The sequence below is a fragment of the Kitasatospora sp. NPDC059146 genome, from assembly GCF_042786665.1.
Taxonomy (GTDB): Bacteria; Actinomycetota; Actinomycetes; order Streptomycetales; family Streptomycetaceae; genus Kitasatospora.
In genome coordinates, this window is record NZ_JBHZCY010000004.1 from 91,327 (window position 1) to 111,765 (window position 20,439).

Annotated in this window: 20 protein-coding genes; 7 read left to right on the forward strand and 13 right to left on the reverse strand. The window is 73.4% G+C overall.

What is annotated here, in order from left to right; translation table 11 throughout:
* Positions 1-13: 13 nt before the first annotated feature.
* Positions 14-1,615, reverse strand: a complete 1,602-nt coding sequence (locus tag ACFXPX_RS02910) for a PucR family transcriptional regulator (protein ID WP_380639368.1) — start codon at positions 1,613-1,615, stop codon at positions 14-16.
* Between the two features lie 345 nt (positions 1,616-1,960).
* On the opposite strand from ACFXPX_RS02910, the gene pruA reads away from it, so the two are divergent.
* Both pruA and ACFXPX_RS02920 read left to right on the forward strand, forming a co-directional pair.
* Complete coding sequence (pruA, locus tag ACFXPX_RS02915; RefSeq protein ID WP_375894473.1) at positions 1,961-3,589, forward strand: L-glutamate gamma-semialdehyde dehydrogenase; 1,629 nt, start codon at positions 1,961-1,963, stop codon at positions 3,587-3,589.
* Between the two features lie 157 nt (positions 3,590-3,746).
* Entirely contained in the window at positions 3,747-4,676 is a 930-nt protein-coding gene (locus tag ACFXPX_RS02920) for a proline dehydrogenase family protein (RefSeq protein ID WP_375894476.1), read from the forward strand.
* A 61-nt stretch (positions 4,677-4,737) separates the two neighbouring features.
* On the opposite strand, the gene ACFXPX_RS02925 is transcribed toward ACFXPX_RS02920, so the two are convergent.
* Positions 4,738-5,337, reverse strand: a complete 600-nt coding sequence (locus ACFXPX_RS02925; protein WP_380594188.1) for a Uma2 family endonuclease — start codon at positions 5,335-5,337, stop codon at positions 4,738-4,740.
* Positions 5,338-5,486: 149 nt separating this feature from the next.
* Between ACFXPX_RS02925 and ACFXPX_RS02930 the strand changes: the two genes are divergently transcribed.
* The gene (locus ACFXPX_RS02930) at positions 5,487-6,188 is read left to right on the forward strand and encodes an RraA family protein (RefSeq protein ID WP_375894479.1); all 702 of its coding nucleotides are present in this window, start codon (positions 5,487-5,489) and stop codon (positions 6,186-6,188) included.
* Between the two features lie 11 nt (positions 6,189-6,199).
* Here ACFXPX_RS02930 and ACFXPX_RS02935 read toward each other — a convergent pair whose 3' ends face one another.
* The 4 genes from ACFXPX_RS02935 to ACFXPX_RS02950 all read right to left on the reverse strand — a co-directional run bounded on the left by ACFXPX_RS02935 (position 6,200) and on the right by ACFXPX_RS02950 (position 10,693).
* The gene (locus tag ACFXPX_RS02935; RefSeq protein WP_380639370.1) at positions 6,200-6,688 is read right to left on the reverse strand and encodes a GNAT family N-acetyltransferase; all 489 of its coding nucleotides are present in this window, start codon (positions 6,686-6,688) and stop codon (positions 6,200-6,202) included.
* A 58-nt stretch (positions 6,689-6,746) separates the two neighbouring features.
* Positions 6,747-7,712: an SGNH/GDSL hydrolase family protein gene (locus ACFXPX_RS02940; RefSeq protein WP_380639372.1), complete on the reverse strand. Its 966-nt coding sequence runs from the start codon at positions 7,710-7,712 to the stop codon at positions 6,747-6,749.
* 161 nt (positions 7,713-7,873) lie between these two features.
* On the reverse strand, positions 7,874-9,250 hold the full coding sequence (locus tag ACFXPX_RS02945) for a TerD family protein (protein WP_380639433.1): 1,377 nt from the start codon (positions 9,248-9,250) through the stop codon (positions 7,874-7,876).
* Between the two features lie 183 nt (positions 9,251-9,433).
* Positions 9,434-10,693 (reverse strand): hypothetical protein, encoded by a 1,260-nt coding sequence (locus ACFXPX_RS02950; RefSeq protein ID WP_380639374.1) that lies wholly within the window; start codon positions 10,691-10,693, stop codon positions 9,434-9,436.
* A 329-nt stretch (positions 10,694-11,022) separates the two neighbouring features.
* Here ACFXPX_RS02950 and ACFXPX_RS02955 point away from each other — a divergent pair, with 329 nt between their 5' ends.
* Complete coding sequence (locus tag ACFXPX_RS02955; protein ID WP_375894490.1) at positions 11,023-11,523, forward strand: SsgA family sporulation/cell division regulator; 501 nt, start codon at positions 11,023-11,025, stop codon at positions 11,521-11,523.
* On the opposite strand, the gene ACFXPX_RS02960 is transcribed toward ACFXPX_RS02955, so the two are convergent.
* The 3 genes from ACFXPX_RS02960 to ACFXPX_RS02970 all read right to left on the reverse strand — a co-directional run bounded on the left by ACFXPX_RS02960 (position 11,442) and on the right by ACFXPX_RS02970 (position 15,089).
* A complete protein-coding gene (locus tag ACFXPX_RS02960) occupies positions 11,442-13,079 on the reverse strand; it encodes a GAF domain-containing protein (protein WP_380525197.1) in 1,638 nt (545 codons plus the stop codon). The genes ACFXPX_RS02955 and ACFXPX_RS02960 overlap by 82 nt on opposite strands.
* 316 nt (positions 13,080-13,395) lie before the next feature.
* On the reverse strand, positions 13,396-14,619 hold the full coding sequence (locus ACFXPX_RS02965; protein WP_380525196.1) for a M48 family metalloprotease: 1,224 nt from the start codon (positions 14,617-14,619) through the stop codon (positions 13,396-13,398).
* Complete coding sequence (locus tag ACFXPX_RS02970; RefSeq protein WP_380639376.1) at positions 14,619-15,089, reverse strand: BlaI/MecI/CopY family transcriptional regulator; 471 nt, start codon at positions 15,087-15,089, stop codon at positions 14,619-14,621. Before ACFXPX_RS02970 ends, ACFXPX_RS02965 begins: the two co-directional genes overlap by 1 nt.
* 163 nt (positions 15,090-15,252) lie before the next feature.
* Here ACFXPX_RS02970 and ACFXPX_RS02975 point away from each other — a divergent pair, with 163 nt between their 5' ends.
* From ACFXPX_RS02975 to ACFXPX_RS02985, 3 genes are all read left to right on the forward strand, one after another.
* The gene (locus ACFXPX_RS02975) at positions 15,253-15,900 is read left to right on the forward strand and encodes a DedA family protein (protein ID WP_375894613.1); all 648 of its coding nucleotides are present in this window, start codon (positions 15,253-15,255) and stop codon (positions 15,898-15,900) included.
* Complete coding sequence (locus ACFXPX_RS02980; RefSeq protein ID WP_375894497.1) at positions 15,900-16,562, forward strand: phosphatase PAP2 family protein; 663 nt, start codon at positions 15,900-15,902, stop codon at positions 16,560-16,562. The genes ACFXPX_RS02975 and ACFXPX_RS02980 overlap by 1 nt, the downstream gene beginning before the upstream one ends.
* 159 nt (positions 16,563-16,721) lie before the next feature.
* Entirely contained in the window at positions 16,722-17,237 is a 516-nt protein-coding gene (locus tag ACFXPX_RS02985; RefSeq protein ID WP_375894499.1) for a pyridoxamine 5'-phosphate oxidase family protein, read from the forward strand.
* Between the two features lies 1 nt (position 17,238).
* Here the strand turns inward: ACFXPX_RS02985 and ACFXPX_RS02990 are convergent, their stop codons facing one another.
* The 4 genes from ACFXPX_RS02990 to ACFXPX_RS03005 form a co-directional block, all read right to left on the reverse strand.
* Positions 17,239-17,889, reverse strand: a complete 651-nt coding sequence (locus tag ACFXPX_RS02990; RefSeq protein ID WP_375894501.1) for a DUF3592 domain-containing protein — start codon at positions 17,887-17,889, stop codon at positions 17,239-17,241.
* Between the two features lie 335 nt (positions 17,890-18,224).
* The gene (locus tag ACFXPX_RS02995; protein ID WP_380639379.1) at positions 18,225-18,587 is read right to left on the reverse strand and encodes a hypothetical protein; all 363 of its coding nucleotides are present in this window, start codon (positions 18,585-18,587) and stop codon (positions 18,225-18,227) included.
* Between the two features lie 102 nt (positions 18,588-18,689).
* Positions 18,690-18,977, reverse strand: a complete 288-nt coding sequence (locus ACFXPX_RS03000; RefSeq protein ID WP_380396239.1) for a hypothetical protein — start codon at positions 18,975-18,977, stop codon at positions 18,690-18,692.
* Positions 18,978-18,984: 7 nt separating this feature from the next.
* Positions 18,985-20,436: a hypothetical protein gene (locus ACFXPX_RS03005; RefSeq protein ID WP_380639381.1), complete on the reverse strand. Its 1,452-nt coding sequence runs from the start codon at positions 20,434-20,436 to the stop codon at positions 18,985-18,987.
* Between the last annotated feature and the right edge of the window lie 3 nt (positions 20,437-20,439).

Sequence of the window (20,439 nt, forward strand, 5' to 3'; positions counted from 1 at the left end):
GGCTGCCCGCGGACTACTCGTCCGCGGGCAGCCGCAGTTGCAGCATCGCCAGCAGCCGCTGCTGCGGCTGGGCGAGGTCGATGCCGGTCAACTGCTCGGCGCGGCGCACCCGGTAGCGCAGGGTGTTGGGGTGGATGTGCAGGGCGTCGGCGGCGACCCGGACCTCGCCGAGCGCGTCCAGCCAGGCGAGCACCGACTCGGCGAGCCGGGTGTGGTGGCGGCGGTCGTACGCGGTGAGCGCGGTGAGCCGCGGGTCGCGCAGGCCGGTGCGGTCCTGGAGCAGTGCGAGCACCTCGCTGACCAGCACCTCGGCCTGGACGTCGATCAGCGCCGCGACGTCGAGGTCGACCCCGCCGCGGCCCATCGCGTCCAGGATGCGGTCGGCCTGGGCGCGGGAGTCCGGCACCTGGGACAGGCCGTCGACGGTCGAGCCGATCGCGGCGCGCAGCGGGACGCCGAGGTGCTCCCGGGCGGCGGTGACCACCTCGGCCGCCCAGTCGCGCACGGTGGTCATCGGCAGGCCGGGCGGGAGCTCGGGCAGCAGCACGTAGACCCGGGACTCGATCGGGGCGAGCAGCGCGCCGCGGTGCCGGGCGGCGGTGTGCACCGAGATCAGGCCGGTGACGTCGGAGCGGTGCAGCGCCTCGGTGGTGCGGGCCCCGTACGCGAGCACGGTGGCCGGGCGGCGCAGGTCCAGGCCGAGGTGGGTGGCCAGCGACTGGGGGCCGGTGGAGCCCTCCAGCAGTCCGGTCAGCAGGGTCTGGGTGAGCCGGACGTCGGCGGACAACTCGCGTCGGCGGCGCACCAGTTGGGCGGCCGCGACCCGGGCGGCGCCGACCAGGGCCTGTTCGGCGTGGGCGGCCAGCGGCTGGGCGCCCTCCTGTACCCAGATGGTGCCGAGCGGCTGCGCGCCGGCCCGGATGCCGACCGCCAGGCGGCGGCGCAGGCCGAGTTCGGGGTGCGGTTCGACCGCGATCGGGGTGTCCGAGCTGCGCAGGTGCTGGAAGATGCCCCACTCGCGGAGCTTGGAGAGGTACGGCTCGGGGCCCTGCCAGCCGAGGATGGAGAGCCGGCGCAGGTCGTCGACCTCGTCGGAGTCGGAGGAGCGGGAGTAGGCGAGGACCCGGCTGGAGGTGTCCTCGATCGAGACGATGCCGTCGGTGAGCACGGCGACGGTCTGGGCGAGGGAGAAGAGGTCGCCCGCGTTGGGTTCGGGGGCGCCGGGGGAGGCCGGGGCGTCGGGACCGGCGATGATCGCCCGGGCCAGCGAGTCCAGGTGCTCCCAGCGGGTCTCCCGGCGCACCGACAGCAGGGCGACGCCCGCGTCGGTGGCGGCCTCGCGCAGGGCGTCGGCCTGGCCGGGGGCGTCCAGCTTGACCGCGACGGCGGCGGCGCTGGCCCGGCCGGCCGCGCGCAGGGCGGGGAGGGCGGCACGGCCGCGGGCGCCGATCGCGAGCACGAGTTCGCCGGGGGAGGCGGTCGGCGGGTCCTCCGGGTCGAGGATCGCGACGTCGCGGACGGGGACGTCCAGGCCCTGGGGGGCGGCCTGGAGTTCGACCAGGGGTTCGCCCAGGGACATCAGCAGCTGGCGGAGCGGGAGCCCGGGGGTGGTCACGCCGGGCCTCCTTCATCCGCTCGGACAACGGTGTGCGGTCGATTTTAGCCGGTTGGACAGCGCCGGGACCGTCCAACGGTTCCGGCCGGGGGTGGTGTCGGGCGTGGTCCCGAGGGTGGTGCCGAGAGTGGTCCTGAGGGTGGTGCCGGTGGGGTGGGTAGGGCGGATGGGGCTGTCGTGACCGTTGTGTGATCGCTTTCGTCGGTCCGGACAACGCCGTACGGGGGAATTTAGCCGCCCGGCCAATCAAGTGGCCGGGCAGCCAGGAATAGCGTTCGTGCTGTGGCCCGTGCGTGACCCGCGCAGGCCTTCCCCCGCATTGCAACGAAGGAGAGCGTGCGCCTCATGGACGCTGTGACCCAGGTCCCCGCGCCGGTGAACGAGCCGGTCCACAGCTACGCCCCCGGCAGCCCCGAACGGGCTCGCCTGGAGGCCAAGCTGAAGGAGCTGGGCGGCCAGGAGCCGGTCCAGCTGACCATGACGATCAACGGTGAGCGCCGGATGGGCGGCGGCACCGAGATCCACGTCGTCCAGCCGCACAACCACGCGGCTCGGCTCGGCACCCTGCGCAACGCCACCCAGGCCGACGCGCAGGAAGCCATCGACACTGCCCTGGCCGCTGCCCCGGCCTGGCAGGCGCTCTCCTTCGACTCGCGCGCCGCGATCTTCCTCAAGGCCGCCGACCTGCTGGCCGGCCCCTGGCGCGAGACCCTGGCCGCCGCCACCATGCTCGGCCAGTCCAAGACCGCCCAGCAGGCCGAGATCGACACCCCCTGCGAGCTGGTCGACTTCCTGCGCTTCAACGTGCACTTCGCCCGCCAGATCATGGCGGAGCAGCCGGTCTCCTCGGACGGCGTGTGGAACCGCAGCGACCACCGCCCGCTGGAGGGCTTCGTCTACGCGATCACCCCGTTCAACTTCACCGCGATCGCCGGCAACCTGCCGACCGCGCCCGCGTTGATGGGCAACGTGGTGCTGTGGAAGCCGTCCCCCACCCAGCAGTACTCCGCGCACCTGCTGATGCAGCTGCTGGAGGAGGCCGGCCTGCCCAAGGGCGTCATCAACATGGTGACCGGCGACGGCCTGGACGTCTCCGCCGTCGCGCTCAAGCACCCCGCGCTGGCCGGCATCCACTTCACCGGCTCCACCGCCACCTTCCAGCACCTGTGGCGTTCCGTCGGCGAGAACATCGCCGGCTACCGCACCTACCCGCGGATCGTCGGCGAGACCGGCGGCAAGGACTTCCTGGTCGCCCACCCGTCCGCCGACCCGGCCGTGCTGAAGACCGCGATGACCCGCGGCGCCTTCGAGTTCCAGGGCCAGAAGTGCTCGGCGCTCTCCCGCGCCTACGTCCCGGCCTCGATCTGGGCCGGCCTCAAGGACGAGTTCGCCGCCGAGGTCGACGGCCTCACCATGGGCGACGTCAGCGACCTGTCCAACTTCATGTCGGCCGTCATCGACGAGCGCGCCTTCGCCAAGAACAAGGCCGCCATCGACCGCGCCCACGCCGACGCCTCCGTCGAGGTCCTCGCCGGCGGCAGCTACGACGACTCGGTCGGCTACTTCGTCCGCCCGACCGTCCTGGTCTGCCAGGACCCGGCCGCGGAGTACTTCCGCGAGGAGTACTTCGGCCCGATCCTCGCCGTGTACGTCTACGAGGACGAGAAGTACGAGGAGATGCTGGCCCAGATGGAGTCCGTCTCCGCCTACGGCCTGACCGGCGCCATCATCGCCCAGGACCGCGCCGCGGCCCAGGACGCGATGCACAAGCTGCGCTTCGCCGCCGGCAACTTCTACATCAACGACAAGCCCACCGGCGCCGTCGTCGGCCAGCAGCCCTTCGGCGGCGGCCGCGCCTCCGGCACCAACGACAAGGCCGGCGCCAAGCAGAACCTGGCCCGCTGGACGTCGACCCGCTCGGTCAAGGAGACCTTCGTCCCGCCGACCGACTACCGCTACCCGCACATGGGCTGACCAGCCCACCCCGACCGCTCTGCGCCCCGTAGCCAACGGTCACCCGCGACGCCCGGCCCCGCAGCCGGGCGCCGCCCCGCCGGGGCGGCGGCTCACCCCCGTACCGCCGCCCCGGCTCTTTCTGCCACCCTTGGAAACATCAGCTCCAGGAGTCACGATGCTCCGTTCCGCCCTTCTCGCGGCCTCGCGGTCCCCCCAGGTCCGCACCGTGGTCGAGAAGTTCCCCCCGACCCACGCGATAGTCGAGCGCTTCGTCGCCGGTGACGTCCTCGACGACGCCGTGACCGCGACCGACGACCTGGTCGCGACCGGCCGCAAGGTCACCCTCGACCACCTCGGCGAGGACACCAAGGACGCCGCCCAGGCCGCCGGCACCGCCGAGGCGTACGAGCACCTGCTCAAGGCCCTCAAGGAGACCGGCCTCGCGGCCGGTGCCGAGGTGTCCGTCAAGCTGTCGGCCGTCGGCCAGTTCCTGCCGGTGGACGGCGAGAAGATCGCGCTGGAGAACGCCCGCCGCATCTGCGAGGCCGCCGCCGACGCGGGCACCACGGTGACCCTCGACATGGAGGACCACACCACCACCGACTCCACCCTCGCCATCGCGCGCGAGCTGCGGGCGGACTTCCCCTGGCTGGGCGTCGTCCTCCAGGCCTACCTGCGCCGCACCGAGGCCGACTGCCGCGAGTTCTCCGGCCCCGGCTCCCGGGTGCGCCTGTGCAAGGGCGCCTACAAGGAGCCCGAGTCGGTCGCCTTCCAGGGCAAGCACGAGGTCGACCTCGCGTACGTCCGCGCGCTCAAGATCCTGATGGCCGGCGAGGGCTACCCGATGATCGCCTCGCACGACCCCAACATGATCAAGATCGCCGGCCAGCTGGCCCAGTGGAACAACCGCACCCGGGACTCCTTCGAGTACCAGATGCTGTTCGGCATCCGCCCCGAGGAGCAGCTGCGCCTCGCGGAGGAGGGCAACACCATGCGGGTCTACCTCCCGTACGGCCAGGAGTGGTACGGCTACTTCATGCGCCGCCTCGCCGAGCGCCCGGCCAACCTCACCTTCTTCCTGCGCGCCATGGCCACCCGTAGCTGACCCTGGCGGCAGGTGGGAACGGCCCGCACCCCTGACGGGGGGTGCGGGCCGTTCCGTTTGGCTATGGGCGGAGGAAGTACTTGGTGTCCAGCTCGAAGTCGAACGGGGCGGGGAGGGCGAGCGGCTCACCGAAGGCGGCCAGGTGGACTTCGGTGTACTCGTCCCGGTGGGGCTTGCCGAAGAGGCTGACCTGCGATTTCTCGCGGTCGATGAGGAGGTACAGCGGGATGCCGGCCCGGGCGTAGCAGTGGCGCTTGGCGATGCGGTCCTGGTCCGGCTTGCTGGAGGTGATCTCGGCGACCATCGCGAGCCCGTCCGGGTCCATCCAGGGCGGGGCGTCCCAAAAGATGTCGAGTTCCCTCGGAGCGAAGGTCAGGTCCGGGATGACGTAGTTCTTGGGGCAGAGACCACCCCTGGCCAATCGAAGCCCCTTGTTGCCGGAACCTTGCATACGGACTGCTGACTTCGCCTTCACCTCGTCGATCAGCAGGTCGAAGTAGTACTCGTGCCTGCCGTCCGGCGGTGGTGCCACGATGATCTCCCCCTCGATGAGCTCAGCCCGGAAGCCTTCGGGGGAGTGCAGGCTCAGGAAGCTCTCCAGCAGGATGTCGGCCTGCGACGGGGAGTTCGTGATCGGTTGCTCATGCGCCACAGCACTCATGATGCCCCTCCTTCGGATGGGCGTCACGCTATTCGCCCTTCGGTCGGGTTATGCAGTACACGGCGGACTTTCACTCGATGGTGTGAGTTTGAGGTCCGGCATAGGATTCCGGTACTGGTCAACTTGGCGTTCAGCGGGAGGAGTTGGGGATGTCCAAGGGGTTCGAGGAGTTCGAGGGGTTGTCGACGCCGTTGGTGGCGGATGCGTGTGTGCGGCTCGGGGTGGGGGTGCGGGCCGCGCCGGTGGGGGTGGGGGCGGTGGTGGCCGGGGCGCGGGTGGCGGGGCGGGTGCTGCCGGTGCGGCACTACGGGAGCGTGGACGTGTTCCTGGAGGCGTACGGGGGCGCGCTGGACGGGGACGTGCTGGTGATCGACAACGGCGGGCGGACCGACGAGGCCTGCATCGGGGACCTCGCGGTGCTGGAGGCGCGGGCCGCCGGGGTGGCCGGGATCGTGGTGTGGGGGCTGCACCGGGACACGCCCGAGCTGGTGGAGATCGGGCTGCCGGTGTTCAGCTACGGCGCGCTGCCGGTGGGCCCGCTGCGGCTGGACGGCCGGGAGCCGGAGGCGCTGGAGTCGGCGCGGTTCGGGCCGCACCTGGTGACCGCCGGGGACGTGGTGTTCGCGGACGCGGACGGGGTGCTGTTCGTGCCGGCCGACCGGGCCGGGGAGGTGCTGGAGACGGCCGCCGGGATCGCCGCCACCGAACGGGCGCAGGCCGGGCGGATCACGGCCGGGGACACCCTGCGGAGGCAGACCCGCTTCGAGGAGTTCCTGGAGCGGCGGGCCGCCGACCCGTCGTACAGCTTCCGGCAGCACCTGCGGCGGGTCGGCGGGGCGATCGAGGAGTAGGGCCCCCGTGGTTACAGCGGGCGGTACATGACGTGCAGGCCGACGTAGCCGTCGACCGGGTGGTGGAAGGCCTCGGGGACGGTGCCGACCACCTCGAAGCCCAGCGAGCGGTACAGCTTGACGGCGTGGTCGTTGTTGGCGACCACCGCGTTGAACTGCATGGCGCGGAAGCCCGCCCTGCGGGCCCAGTCGAGGGTGTACTCGACCAGGGCCCGCCCGATGCCCTTGCCGTGGTGCGCCGGGTCGACCATGTAGCTGGCGCTGGCCACGTGCCCGCCGTTGCCGGGGCGGTTGCGGTTCATGGTGGCGGTGCCGAGGACCGTGCCGTCCTCGTCGACGGCGACCACGGTGCGGTCGGGGGCGGTTTTCATCCACCACTCCCGACCCAGCTCGGAGGGCATGTCCAGGGGGTAGGGGAAGGTCTCGCCGGCGGCGACGATGGTGCGGAAGAACGGCCAGATGGCCGACCAGTCCTCGGGGGTGGCTTCGCGGATGATCATCCGACCAGGATGATCCCCGGTGGTGGGCCGTGCCACTGGTTTTCCCGCCCGGCGCCGGTCAGTTGCCGAGAAGGGTGGACTCGACCTGGGCGGCGGCGAACTTCTGGCCCTTGGCGTTGGGGTGCACCAGCGCGTACTTGAGCGGGATGATGCTGGTCAGCACGCCGTCCAGCCAGTGGTCGGGGTCGCAGACGCTGTGTCCGGCGGAGCCGGAGTAGAGGTCGACGTAGGTGTCCTGCTGGGCCGAACTCGTCTGCTGGATGGCCAGGTTGAGCGGCTTGAGGATGCTGTCGCGGGCCCAGCCGAGGTCGCCGGGGGTGAAGGTGCCGAACTGCAGCAGGCTGCCGTACTGGCAGCGGGCGGCGTCCTCGGGGATCAGGTGCGGGTAGCCGACGGTGACGACCCGGGCGGACGGGGCCTTCGTCCGGAGGGCGGTGAGCATGGCGGTGTAGTCGGTGCGCAGCTGGTCGAGCCGGCCGGGGATCTGGGCGTCGTACTTGTCCTTGCAGGGCGTGCCCAGGCCGAGGTGGGTGGCGCCGAGTTCGATGCAGTCCTTGAGGATCTGCCCGAAGCCGAGGTCGTTGCCGCCGGTGCTCACGGTGATCACGTCGCTGGCCGGGTCGACGACGTCGATCTGCGGCGGGACGGGCGGGTACGGCGCGTCGGGGTCGCTGCCGAAGGGCGGGAGCGGGCGGCCGAGCGGGCTCTGCTTGTTCGTGGAGACGTCCGGGCTGGTGGCGCCGCTGCAGCTGGCGTTGTGGAGGTCGACCAGTGCGCCGAGGTCGCGGCGGATCAGCTCGGGGTAGGAGCCGGTGGTGCGGGCGCAGCCGTCCTGGGGCGCGGTGAGGTCGCCGGTGGCCTCGATGACGCCCGCGGTGTAGGAGTCGCCGAGGGCGGCCCACTTGAGCGGGCCGGTCCGGGTGGCGGGCTTGGTCCCGGCGTGAGCCGCGCCGGGGGTGATCAGGCCGGCGGTGAGGGCGACGGCGGCGCCGGCGACGGCGAGGCGGGACGGGAAGCGGGGCACGGTCTCTCCTCCACGGGTGCGCGGGTGGTGCGGGTGCGCGGTCACGGGGGAGAGCGCGAATCACCCCCCGGAGAGTCAATCGAGTCGATCCGTGGACGACTTGATGCCCCAGGGGGGTGAAATCGCTGGCGTGGCTTTGACGTTGAGCGATGCGGTCGGGATCAGAGGAGGGCGGCGGAGGGTTCGATCATCGCCCGGGCGGTCTTGCCGTCGACGAACTCGCCGAGCGCCGTCATCTCCCACTCGCCGGTGGGGCGGCGGACCAGCTTGCACATCACCACGCCGGTACGCGGCTCGGAGTGGGTCAGGTCGAAGCGGACCAGTTCCTCCTCGGTGCGGACGTCCACCAGGCGGCAGTAGGCGTTCCGCAGCTCGGTGAACTTCTGGCCGGAGAAGGAGTTGACCACGAACACCAGCGCGTGGACCTCGGCCGACAGGCCCTCCAGGTGGACGGTGATCGCCTCGTCGTCGCCGCCGTCACCGCCGACCAGGTTGTCGCCGGAGTGGGCGATCGCGCCGTTGAAGATGCTCAGCTTCATGAACCAGGCCGTCTCCAGGCGCCGGTGCTTCGCGTCGAAGGCCAGGCAGGAGGCGTCCAGGTCGATGTCACGGCCGCGGGCGGCGGACTCCCAGCCGAGAGCCATCCGGACCGAGGAGAGGAAGGGGCGGCCGTTCTTCACCAGGGAGACGGAGCTGCCCTTGACCAGGTTGACCCGGCCCTTGTCGAGGGTGACCTTGGGGCGCTCGGTGGGGTCGGGGGCGGGCGTCGCTGCCGGGGCCGGGGCCGGGGCCTGGGCCGGGGGCTCCGGGGGTGCGGCGGGCATGGACGGGAGGGTGGCCAGGGCGATCCGGGGGTCGACCGAGGGAGCCGGCGGCGCCGGGGGCACGGGCGGGGCCGGGGGCACCGGCGGGACGGGCGGGACGGGCGGCAGCGGAAGGTCGGCCGGGGAGTGCATCTGGAGGGTCGGCGCGCTCGGCTGCGGGGCGGGGGTCGGCGCAGGCTGCGGTGCCGGGGTCGGTGCCGCCTGCGGTGCCGGTGCCGGGGAGTCGTCGACGGTGACGCCGAAGTCGGTGGCGATGCCCGCCAGCCCGTCCGCGTACCCCTGACCGACCGCGCGCACCTTCCAGACCCCGTTGCGCCGGTAGATCTCGACCACGATGAGCGCGGTCTCCAGGCCCAGCCGGGGCGGGGTGAAGGTGGCCAGGACGGCACCGGTGTCGGCGTCCCGGACGGTGGCGGTGGGCTCGATCCCGGCGAAGGTGGCGGACTGGTCGGCCGGGCTGGCGGTGACCACGACCTTGCTAATGTCGGCCGGGACGGCCGGGGTGTCGACGGTGATCGCGTCCGGTGCTCCGGCGGCGGCCGGGCGCAGGCTCACGCCCGGGCCGTGCGGGGCGTTGAAGAAGACGAAGTCGGCGTCCGAGCGGACCTTGCCGGCGTCGGTCAGCAGCAGGCCGGAGACGTCCAGCGCCTTGGGCGCGGTGACCTCGACGGTCACCCGCGCGGCGGTCAGCGGTGCGTTGCCGCCTTGAGTCAGGACGGTGGACAAGGACTCCTCCTCGGGTGCGGAACGACGGCCCGGGCCGGGGCCGCTGGGGGCGTCGGGCCGGGTGCTGCACACAGTAACGAACGGGGGTGCGGGGAAGAGCCCGGTGAGCTGGCCGATCGTCGGACGATCGGATCGGCCGAGGGGAGGTCAGTGGATCAGCCGGGGGGGAGGTCAGCGGACCTGGCCCACCGGCTGCTGGGCGTCCTGCGGCGCGGGCTGCCGGGTGGGCTGCTGGGCGGCCCGCTGGTCGGCCTGCGGCGCCGAGGGGCCGAAGCCGCCGAGCGCGGCGACCGCCCGGGGGCGGTCGATGCCGAAGGCAGCGGCGTTCCAGCCCTCCTGCGGGCCCGACTTGCGCACCGGACCGGCCTGGACGGCCGGGCGGGTGCCGCGTACGACGAAGCTGTAGCGGCCGGGCTCGACGTCGGTGCCGGGCGGGGTGGTGAAGCGGTAGACCAGGGTGCCGCGTTCCTGCTGGGTGGTCACCACGGCGCCCGGCAGGTCCGTCCAGACGGTTCCGGTACCGGGGGCCAACTCGCCTGCGGCGAGCCGGAATTCGGCCTGCAGTGCGGTGACCGTTTCGGTCACGGTGAGGTCGAGCGCGTGCCGGAGGCCGTCGCGGCCGAGGGCGGTGGTCAGCCCGGTGCCGGTCAGGGCCTGGTCGGTGTCCGGGGCGGTGCCGTCGGTGCTGCCGTCGGCGGCGCCAGTGCCGTCGGTGCCGGCGGCGTTTCCGGGGACGACGGCGGCCGGCGGCGGGAGCGGGCGGCCGGGCTTGGCCGGCTGGAGCGCGGGCGGGTGCGGGGACTCGCCCGTACCGGCTGCGCCGACGTCCGGTCGTCCGGTGCCCGGCTGCCCGGGGGCCGTCTGCCCGGTGCCCGGCTGCCCGGGGGCCGGGGCGGACGGGTCGGCGGCCGTGGGCGGCTGGGCGGAGGGGGAGGAGCCGTCGGCCGGGGTGTCGGCCGAGGGGCGCGGGTCGTGCCCGGCGGAGGCCTGCCCGCCGGCCGGCGGTGCGACCGGGGCGGCCGTTCCGGCCCGCAGCCCTGACGGCGGCGTGGCGGCGGCGTTGGCCGGGCCGGACGGGTGCGTCGACGGGTGGCCGGAGGGCTTCGGGGCGTGCGGGTGGCCGGAGGGCGGGGGAGGGGTGTCCGTGGTCCGCTCGGAGGCGGCCTCGGCCTGGTCCGTACCGCTCGGGCTGGGCGGCGGGGTGGTGCCGACCCGGGCGACGCCGGCCCGACGGCCGATGCCCTGCTGCTCGTTCAGCAGGAGGGTGGTGGCGATGCTGATGCCGACGACGGTGGACATCGCCATCGCGGCACCGGAGAAGCGCAGGGTGGGCAGCCGGAAGCGGCCGCCGAACGGGCGGGGCCGACCGTGTCGACCCTGCCGTGCGGGTTCGTGCTGCACGTCCCGCGTGGTCTCCCCACGCACAGCCACCGGACCCCTCCCTCCCCGAAGCCGCCGTCGCGTCGCCGTATTCTCCCACGCACCACGCCGGGCAGCGGTCCGGCCGTTCCGGGCCGGCCTCGCGGGCGGGCCCGCGCCGGGAGGGGGAGAGCGTACCAGCGGGTGGCCGGACGACGGACAGTATCCCTCCATTTTCCGGACATCCGTTCGATGAGCGGAAGTTGACGGTCCGTCTGATATTCCTGGTAAGGGTCGGCGGGCCCGGGCGGGGGTTATTGCAACCCCCTTGCAACCCTTGCCCGCCCGGTCGCGGGTGACGCAGGCTGATGGCATCCCGCGCCGTTCCCGGAGAGACCGTCATGCCGCCCGACCCGCTGTCCGCAGCCTCCAGCGCCCCCCTCGCCGCCACCCCCACGGGCGGCGATGGGGGTGGCTCCACCGCCGCTCCGGTGTCGGTGGAGGAGGTGCTGACGCTGCGGATCTCACTGGGCGACGAAGTGGTCGGCGAGGTGTGCACCCGGTTCCGCTTCGACGCCGTACGGCCCTACGAGGTGCTGCTGACCTTTCACCTGGGGCGTCCGGACGAGGCGGACTGGGTGTTCTCCCGCGACCTGCTGCGCGACGGCCTCCAGGGGATCAGCGGCCAGGGCGACGTCAAGCTGTGGCCGGCGTACTGCCCCTGCCACGGCTCGACCCTGCACCTGGCGCTCGAATCCCCGCACGGCAGCGCCCTGCTGGAGGCCTCCAGGCCCCGGGTGCAGGCCTGGCTGGACCGTACCTACGCGCTGGTCTCGGCCGAGGCCGAGCGCGACTGCGGGCCCACCGACGCCCAGTTGGCCGCGCTGCTCGCGGGCGGCTGAGGGGCGCAACTGCCGCTTGCGGGTGGGGTGTTGGTGACGGCGCTGCCGGTGGACGGGTGGTTCGTGGGGGTGCTGTCCGTCGGTGGGTACGGCGCGTCGGGGTCGTCGCCCGGGTCGTCGTCCGGGCCCGGCGGGCGCGCGCCGTGGCGCGGTGACGGCACGGGTGCCGCGGCCCCGGGCAGCCGGACCAGGCCCGCCACCAGCTCCGCCCGCAGCCGCCGTACCGCGGGGGCCGTGGAGGAGGGCAGCAGGTCGAGCGGATCGGCCGGCCCCTCCACCGTGACCAGCACCGAGTCGGCGAAGCGGTACGGCCGGTGGGCCAGCAGGCCGCCCAGGTAGCGGCGCAGCCGGGACAGTTCGGCGCGGACCGTCACCGTCCGCCCCGCGTCGCCGAACAGCGCCTCGGCCAGCTGGGCCGCCGTACTGCCCTCGCGGGCGGTGGCGAGCAGCAGCAGGAGCTCGGCATGGCGCGGGCTGACCGGGTGCGACCAGCTGTCGGCCGCGCCCCGGACGGACAGCTCGGGGCGGTCCGGTCGGCGCAGGTCGAGCCGGAGCCGGGCGCCCTCGGCGCGCTCGGCGGTCACCGTGCCGGAGCCGTCCGCCCCGGTCGGGCGGACGGGCCGCACCAGCCAGCCGTCCGCGAGCGGTTCCAGTACGCACTCGCCCAGCCCCGGCACCCAGTGCACGGCGGCCGGGACCCAGCCCTCGCTGGGGATGCGCAGCCGGCTCTGCGGCGGCAGCCCGGCCGAGGCGGCGGTCCAGCCGGCCGCGTCCACCACCAGGGCCGGTCCGCCGACCCGGGCGAGCAGCGGGGCGGCCAGGGTGCGCAGCCGGTTCAGCGCCTCCAGGCGGTGGGCGCGCAGCTCGGTCTCGGCGAGCCGGGCGGCGGTGGCGGTGAGCTGGAGCAGGTACGGGCGGACGTTGTGGGCCGGGCCGCTGAGGTTGATGGCGCCGACCAGCCGGCCGGTGGTCGGGTCGTGCACGGGGGCGGCCACGCAGGTCCAGGTGTGGTGGCTGCGCAGGTAGTGCTCGGCGGAGTGGACGTGCATCGGGCGCTGGGCGCGCAGCGCGACTCCGATGCCGTTGGTGCCGACGGTCTCCTCGATCCAGCGGGCACCGGTGACGAAGCCGATCCGGTCGGCGCTGCGGCGCAGGCCGCGTTCGCCCTCCTGCCAGAGCACGTGGCCCTCGGCGTCGGCGATGGCGAGGATCAGCGGTGCCTGGCCCACCGGCTCCAACAGGGTCTCGCGCAGCACCGGCATGACGTTGTCGAGGCCGCTGGACCGGCGGCGCTGCTCCAGCTCGGCGGGGCCGAGCAGGACGGTGGAGGCACCGGTGTCGGGGTCGAGGCCGAGGCGGCGCAGCCTCGCCCAGGAGTCGCCGATCTCGGGGCGGGGTTCGAGCCGGCCGGGCGTACCGGGCCCGGGGCTCTCGGGGAGGACGAGTTCGCGGGCGGCGGCGTCGGCGAGGGTGCGTTCGTGGACCCTGGCCAGCTCCGCCGCGGTCGGCGGGGTGCGGCGCTCTGGTCGTCGGGACTGCCGTCCGGTCTGCCGCACTCGGGTTGCTCCTCGCCGCCGTTCGAGGACGCGCCGGGGTCGACGCGCTGACGAAAGAGTACGGGTGCGACGGGCGCGTGGGGACGGGGTCCACCAAGTCCGCATACCGGGCGGTACGGAAACGGCGGGGGGCGCCCGGCGGGCGTTCGTTCGGCGCCCTTCCCGTGCTCTTGCGGTGTCCTTTCGGCGATCGTCCGGCGCCCGTTCGGCGATGGTCGGGCGATGGTTCGGCGCCCGTTCGGCGATCGTTCGGAGCGCTTCCGGCGCCCGTCCGGCGCCTTTTCGAGGTCGGCCGGCAGCGCCCGTCCGGGGGCGGCTAGCGCTCCGTACCGGGTTCGTGCTGGGCGGCCTCGACGGTGTGGTGGAGGTCGGCGGTGGCCTCCAGGGTGGCGCCGGTGGTCAGGGCCAGGCAGGCGGCCAGCGCCAGTGCGACGGCCCGCAGCCGGGTGGCCGGGGCGGTGGAAGGGCGGGGCTGGAGGAGGGCCGCGACCCGTCGCGGGACCGGGCCGGAGTGGGCGGCGGCGACCAGCCGGGGCCGGGCCGGCCAGGGCGAGCGGCTCGCGGCGAGGGCGGCCCGGCCGACCGCGCGGGCGGTCACGGCACGGTCGCCGATCCGGGCGGCGGCCACCTCGTCGGCCCAGCGCTCCAGGTGGTACCCGAGGGGCGCGCGCAGTGGGCGGAGCGCCGGGTGGACGTCGGCGGCGTGCTCGGCGAGGGCGAGGAAGACGTGGTGCCGGCCGGTCAGGTGGGCGCGCTCGTGGGCGAGCAGGGCGGAGCGCTCGGGCCCGCTGAGGGCGCGCAGCATTCCGGAGGTGACCACGATCCGGCCGGGTTCGCCGGTCCGGCCGGGGCGGCGCAGGCGGCCGGGGAGGGCGAAGGCGTCGGCGCGCTCGTCGTCCAGCACGGTGAGCGGGTGGTCGGCGGGGTGCCGGAGCCGGGCCAGGGCCTGCCGCCAGGCCGCCAGGGCGGGGCGTCCGGCGGGGCGGCGTGCGAGGCGCGGGGAGGGGCGTCCGGCGGGGTGCAGGGCGGGGTCCTGGGGTCCGCGCTGGGCGCGCGCCCAGCGCATCGGGGCTTGCCGGGGGCGCGTGTCCGGATGCTGGTCGGCGTCCGTCTCAGCGCGCGTCGCGGTGTGCGATGCGGCGTCTGCCTCGTCGCCCGGCCCGGGGGCGCAGGCGGCGCCCGGGGCGGGCAGTGCGGCCCGGGCGGTGCGCAGTTCCAGGCACCGGCGGCGGGTCGTCCGTACGGCGAGGGCGCCGAGCGCGGCCAGGGCGAGGCCGGCCACCGCTGCGGCGAGCGGGGCGCTGGGCGCGGCGGCGGTGAGCCAGGGCAGCGAGAGGTGGCCGAGGGCGGCGACCGGGGGCAGCTGGAGCAGGCCGGCGGTGGCGAGCAGTCCGAGTGAGCAGAGGGTGCCGCCGGCCAGGACGGTGGCGGTGCCGGCCAGCAGCCAGGCGGCGGCCCGGGGCGGCAGCGACTCGGCGAGCCGGCGGGCCAGCGGGACGGTCAGGAAGGGCAGCAGCAGCGGCGCCCAGACGGCGATCATCACGGGGCGCCCGCCGATCCGGGGCCGCCCGTCGGTCGGGGGCCGCTCGCCGGTCCGGGTCTGCCGTCCTCGACCCCGACATCGCTGCCGTCGCTGCCGTCGCTGCCGTCGCCGAGCAGGGCGCGCAGCAGCTGCTCGTCCTCGGCGGAGAGGTCGGAGACGAAGCGGGCGAGCACGGTGGAGCGGTCGGCCTCGCGGCCGAGCTCGGTGTGCATCCGGCGGGCGGCGAGGCCCGCCGTGTCCTGGACGGTCGGGGTGTAGGCGTAGGCGCGGCCGGCCCGGGTGCGTTCGACCGTCCCCTTGTCGTGCAGCCGGGCCAGGATCGTCGCGATGGTGGTGCGGGCGAGGTCCCCGCCGAGCGCCGTCTGGACGTCCTGCGGGGTCATCGGCTGCCGGGCCGACCACAGGGCGGCCAGCACCTCGGACTCCAGCTCCCCGGCGGGCCGGCGGGCGGACGGTACGTCGGACATGGCGGCGCTTCCTCCAGCTTTCGTCTACAGTCATGTAGACCGTCTACGTCACTGTAGACGGTCCCGGGCGGGTCCGCCGCGCGTCGCGGCGACCGCCCCCCAACGTACGGGAGGTCCGCCAGCCTTGCTCCAGTTCCCCGCCGATCCGGCCGTTCACCTCGCGATGGGCACCCACCTCGCCGTGAACCCGCTGGACGCCTCCTCGCTGCTCGCCGCCTTCGGGGCGTTCGGCATCGCCGTGGTGCTGTTCGCCGAGACCGGCCTGCTGGTGGGCTTCTTCCTGCCCGGCGACTCGCTGCTGTTCACCGCGGGCCTGCTCTGCGTGCCCGGCGCCACCAAGGGCCCGCAGCTGCACCTGTGGCAGGTGCTCCCCGCCGCCCTGATCGGGGCGCTGGCCGGGGCCCAGGTCGGCTACCTGATCGGCCGGCGCGGCGGCCGGGCACTGCTGAGCCGCACCAAGCGCAAGAGCCTGCTGGAGGGCGCGGCGCGGGCCGAGGAACTGCTGGCCAAGTACGGCCACGGCAAGGCGATCGTGCTGGCCCGGTTCATCCCGGTGGTCCGTACGGTGCTGAATCCGCTCTGCGGCGTACTCGAAGTGCCGGTCCGCTCGTTCACCTTCTGGCAGGTCGCGGGCGGTGCGGTCTGGACCGTCGGCGTGGTGCTGGCCGGGTACGGGCTCGGGTCCTCGATTCCCGGGATCGACCAGTATCTGCTGCCGATCATCGGTCTGGTAGTAGTTGTCTCCGTGCTCCCCATTGTTCTCGAACTGTTCCGCGCCCGTAAGGCGCGCCGTCACGGAGGTGACGTGTGATGTCCTCTCGGGCTCTCGCCGTGTACGACGGCAGTGGCATCGACGGCGGCCTCTACACCCAGGTGAACAAGTGGGCGCAGTCCGCCCCGACCTGGCTGGACGACGTGATCAAGGTCTGGTCCGCGATCGGCCTCGGCCTGTTCGCCCTGTTCATGCTGTACGCCTGGTGGCGTGCGCGCGGCGCCGACTCCGCGGTGATGGCCAAGGTGCTCGCCTCCCCGGTGATCGTGGTCGTCGCGTACGGCCTCAACTCCGTGCTCAAGGGCATGGTCGAGGAACTCCGGCCGTGCGCGCAGATCAAGGGCAGCGTCTCGCTGGAGACCTGCCCCGCCGCCGGGGACTGGTCCTTCCCCAGCAACCACTCGGTGATCGCCTTCGCCGCCGCGATCTCGCTCTGGTTCGTCAGCCGCCGGCTCGGCGTCGTCGCCACCGTCTTCGCGGCCCTGATGGCCGCCTCCCGGGTCTGGGTCGGCGTGCACTACCCCCACGACGTGGCGGTCGGCGCCCTCGTCGGCACCCTGGTCGCGCTGGTGCTGGCCCCGCTGGCCGGACGCTGCGGACCGCTCGTCGACAGGATGCGGTCGGGCGCGCTGCGCCCCCTCCTCGGCCCCGGCACGGTGCCGGTGGTGACCCGCGGGTACGCCTCGCACCGCGCGCAGTAGAACCCGTAGAACCCATTTCGTGAGCGGCCCGCCCCTTGTCCGGTTTCGGACGGCGGGTGGAGCATGTGAGCCGGGCGTGCGGCCCCTGACGGGGGCGCCCGCCCGGCTCAGTCGTGCTCGGGGCGCGAAGGCACCGGGCGCCAGCGGAGGGAGTGCCGAATGCCGTACCGACTCGACGTCACGCAGGGGGACTGGCCGGGCGACCTGCTGCACAAGGGCGTCGAAGGACTGCTCGCCGAGGCCATGGTGCTCACCCTCGCCACCGCCGGCCACGAGCACGGACCGCACGCCAACCTCGCCTTCTTCGCCTACGACGAGGACCTCGTCCTCTACTTCGTCAGCGAGCGCTCCACCCGGCACAGCCACCACCTCGCCGAGGAGGCCCGGGCCGCCGCCACCGTCTTCCTGCCGCCGCCCGCCTTCGGCGAGCAACTGCGCGGACTCCAGCTGACCGGCAGCGCGGGCGAGGCCTGGGGGCACCAGGCGGAAGCCGCCCTGGCGGCCTACCAGGGGCGGTACCCGGCCTTCGCCCAGGACGAGGAGGTCCGGCGGCAGTACCTCACCGGGGGCGGCGCGGCGGCGCTGTACCGGTTCCAGGTCGAGGACCTCACGGCGGTCGACGAGCCCAACTTCGGACGGCGCAACTACCTGCGGGCCCGGGTGGTGCGGGAGTAGCTCACCGCCCGTCCCGCGGGCTGCCGCCGATGACGAGGCCGCGCCGGTACGGCACCCGGCGCGGGCGCCCGTTGCGGACCACCGACACCCCGAGACCGGCCGTGCCCGCCAGCAGGACGGCGTTGAGGCCGAGGGCGACGGCCCCGTCCCTGAGGAAGTCGACGTTCTCCGGGAGGCGTGCCTCCGCGACACCCCTGGGGTCGTAGCGGACGGTGAGCCGGTCGCCGACCGCGTGCGAGTGCAGGCCCGCGGACACCATGCCGTTCGGGATCGGTACGCCGTTCTCGTCGGCGACCTCGTACGACGAGCTCGGCTGCTTGCCCTGCGGGCGGTCGTGCACCGCCGTGACACGGGCGGTGGCGGTCACCCCGGACGTGCTCAGGATCACCGAATCCCGGGCCGACGCCACCGACCCCAGCGCGAGGAGCCACAGGACCGCGCCGAACGCCGCCATCCAGCAGCCCAACGCCGCCCCGAGCAGCCGGACCACGCCCACGACCCAGGCCACCCCGACCACCAACCCGAGCAGCGACGCCGTACCGAAACCGATGTACGTGCTCACCGCCACCAGCCCGAACGTCCCGACCGGCACCGCCGCCACCAGCGCACCCGCCAGCGCGACCGTCCCGCGCCTGGTTCCCGTCCCCGCCACTGCTGCCCCCGCTCCTCGATGCGCCGGGGTGGAACGCTACGCCCGGATCCTTCCGCCCCTCGGGCGGGGGCTCAGGCTCGTCGATGACGCCGTCGCGTGCTCCCGATGGGAGTAGGAAGTCGGCCGGTCCGACTTCCCGGTCATCATCGTCGGCACCGACAGGCGGCCGCGGAGGACGCCCCGGTAAGAGCGGGTGGCCAAGTCGCCCTTCACCTCGATGACTTCGGCCAGGACGAGGGGCGCCCCCGGCGTGGCGATCTGCCACTCGGCGAGCTCGGCCGGTCCAGAGCGGGGGCGGCTCCGGCCGGGGCCGGAGCCGCCTGCGACGACGAACCTCAACCGGGTGGGACCGGGGCTTCCTCGGCGTCGAGGAAGAGGTAGGCGTGGACCTTCGCCAGGTAGTCGTACATCTCCTCCTCGGTCTCGAAGTCGAGCCAGGTGTTCAAGCAGAACTCGCCGGGCGTCATGCTTCGCTCGGCGAGCAGCCGCTCGAAGCTCAGCCGGAGGGCGTCGTACGAACGGAAGCCGCGGATCGTGTGCCGGGTCATGGCCAGGTAGTGCGGGTCGGCCGTTTCGACGTTGAGATACACCTGCATGAAGCCGGCCAGGTCGTGCTCCCGGGGTTCCTCGGCCGAGCGGGAACGGGCGGTCCTCGCTGTCGAGGACGGGGCATGCGTGGAATTTCGCCAGAAGGGCATACGTCTCCGCCTCAGCGGCCTTCCTTGTTGTCCAGGGCGTCCAGAGTGGCGGGATCGAGGGAAGCCGCGGGGAAGCCGGTCAGATCGGGATCCGCGGCTTCCTCAGTCAGGTGGGATGGGGACTTCCTCGGAGCCGAGGAGGAGGTACGCGCGAACCTTCTCGAGATACGCGTACATCTCCTCGTCGGTTTCGAACTCGACCCAGGTGAGTTCGCAGTACTCACCTCGGGTGAGATCCCGCTCGGCGAAGAGTTGAGTGAACCACTTCTGGAGTTCTTCTCCCCATACGGGGTTCGACATGCTGATGGTTCTCTTCAAGCGATCCATGTAGGAGAAGGCCATCTCGACATTGAGGTACTGCCGCATGAATCCGGCGAGTTCAGGTTCCATGACGTCCTTACGGATGCTTTCCCGCTGCCGGGTTGGCGTAGGAGGTGACCAGATGCCACTTTCCATGTGCATCGGGTTCGTAGAAGGTGGCGATTTCCCCGCCTTCGAAGTCCACTGGCAGGTAGCGGCTCGGATCCTGCGGATCCTTGTAGAAACCGGTGAAGCGTTTGTGGCCGTCGGGCCCGAGGATATCTTCGATCGGGATCGGACTGTTGAGTGGGCGTCCGTTCTCCCTGATGTACTTCCGCATGTACTTGTCGACCGCGACCAGATCCGCGGGATCGTCGTACCGGGTGGCGTAAGGCCCGCACTTGTGCACCCCCCCGTTCTCGCCGTCCATCGTGGTGCCGGTCAGCGGGTCGATGTGGTCTTTGGACTTGACGTGGCCCGCGTTGCTCGAGGCCTGGGTGTACACCTTGGGCGACCCGTCGGGGTTGGTGATCGTGGTGCCCAGCCGCGTCTGGAGGGCGGTGTCGTCTGCCCTGACGTGGCGGCCGGGGGCGTGGCCCTCGCCGCTGAGGTCGCCGATGCGCTTGGCGGTGTCGACTCCCTTGCCACTGGGGCCGGCTCCGCTGCTGACGGCGCCGAGCACGATGTCGAGGGGCATGACCGGGCCGGTCTGGAAGGTGTAGTCATAGCCCGCGGTGAGGGCAGCGCCGGTGACCATGCGGCCGGGTACGGTATCTGCGGCGTTGCCGACCTTCGCGACAGCAGCGAGGGCGACGGATGCGTTGTCGGAGACCTCGGCGGCCGTGGAGACCACACGGGCGCCGGCACCGAGGCCGGAGCCGGCGCCACCCATGATCAAGCCGGTCTTGCCGGCGTCGACGGCCTCCTGCCCGCTGTAGCCGCCGTCGTCGAAGAACTCGACCCGGATGGGCTGGGCGACGGCGAGGTCGACGGTGATGGCCTCGACGGCGCCGAAGGCGGCGCCGACCAGGACGGTGGCGGCGATCATGGCGATGGTCTCGGAGACGGTCACGCCCAGGGCCGAGGCCGCGGCGACGATGCCCGCGCTGGCGGCGAGGGCGGCGCCCTCGGAGATGCCCAGGGTGAAGAAGGCCAGCGCGGTGCCGGCGACCAGCGTGCCGCCGACGATCGCGGCCTCCTCCTCCAGCTTCTTGATCGCCTTGTCGACCGCGTCGGCGAACTCGCGCAGCGCCTTGGCCAGGCTGCGGCAGGCCTCGGCGGTCTCGGGCATGAAGCCCTTGCCCTTGCCGGCGCTGTCCTTGCCGCCGTAGTACCGGCCCCAGAACGTGCCGAAGGCGTCGATGGCGGGGCCGTGGTTATTGGCGACGATCGCGGCGGCGGCCTGGCTGGTGGGGACGGTGACGTTGTCGAGGACGGTGGCCATCGCCTCCCAGGCGTCGGCGACCTTGCGCAGCTTGTCGGCGTCGGCGTCGGGCCACCACATCCCGGTGAGCTTGCGGACGGCCTTGGCCGCCGTGGACTCACCCATGCG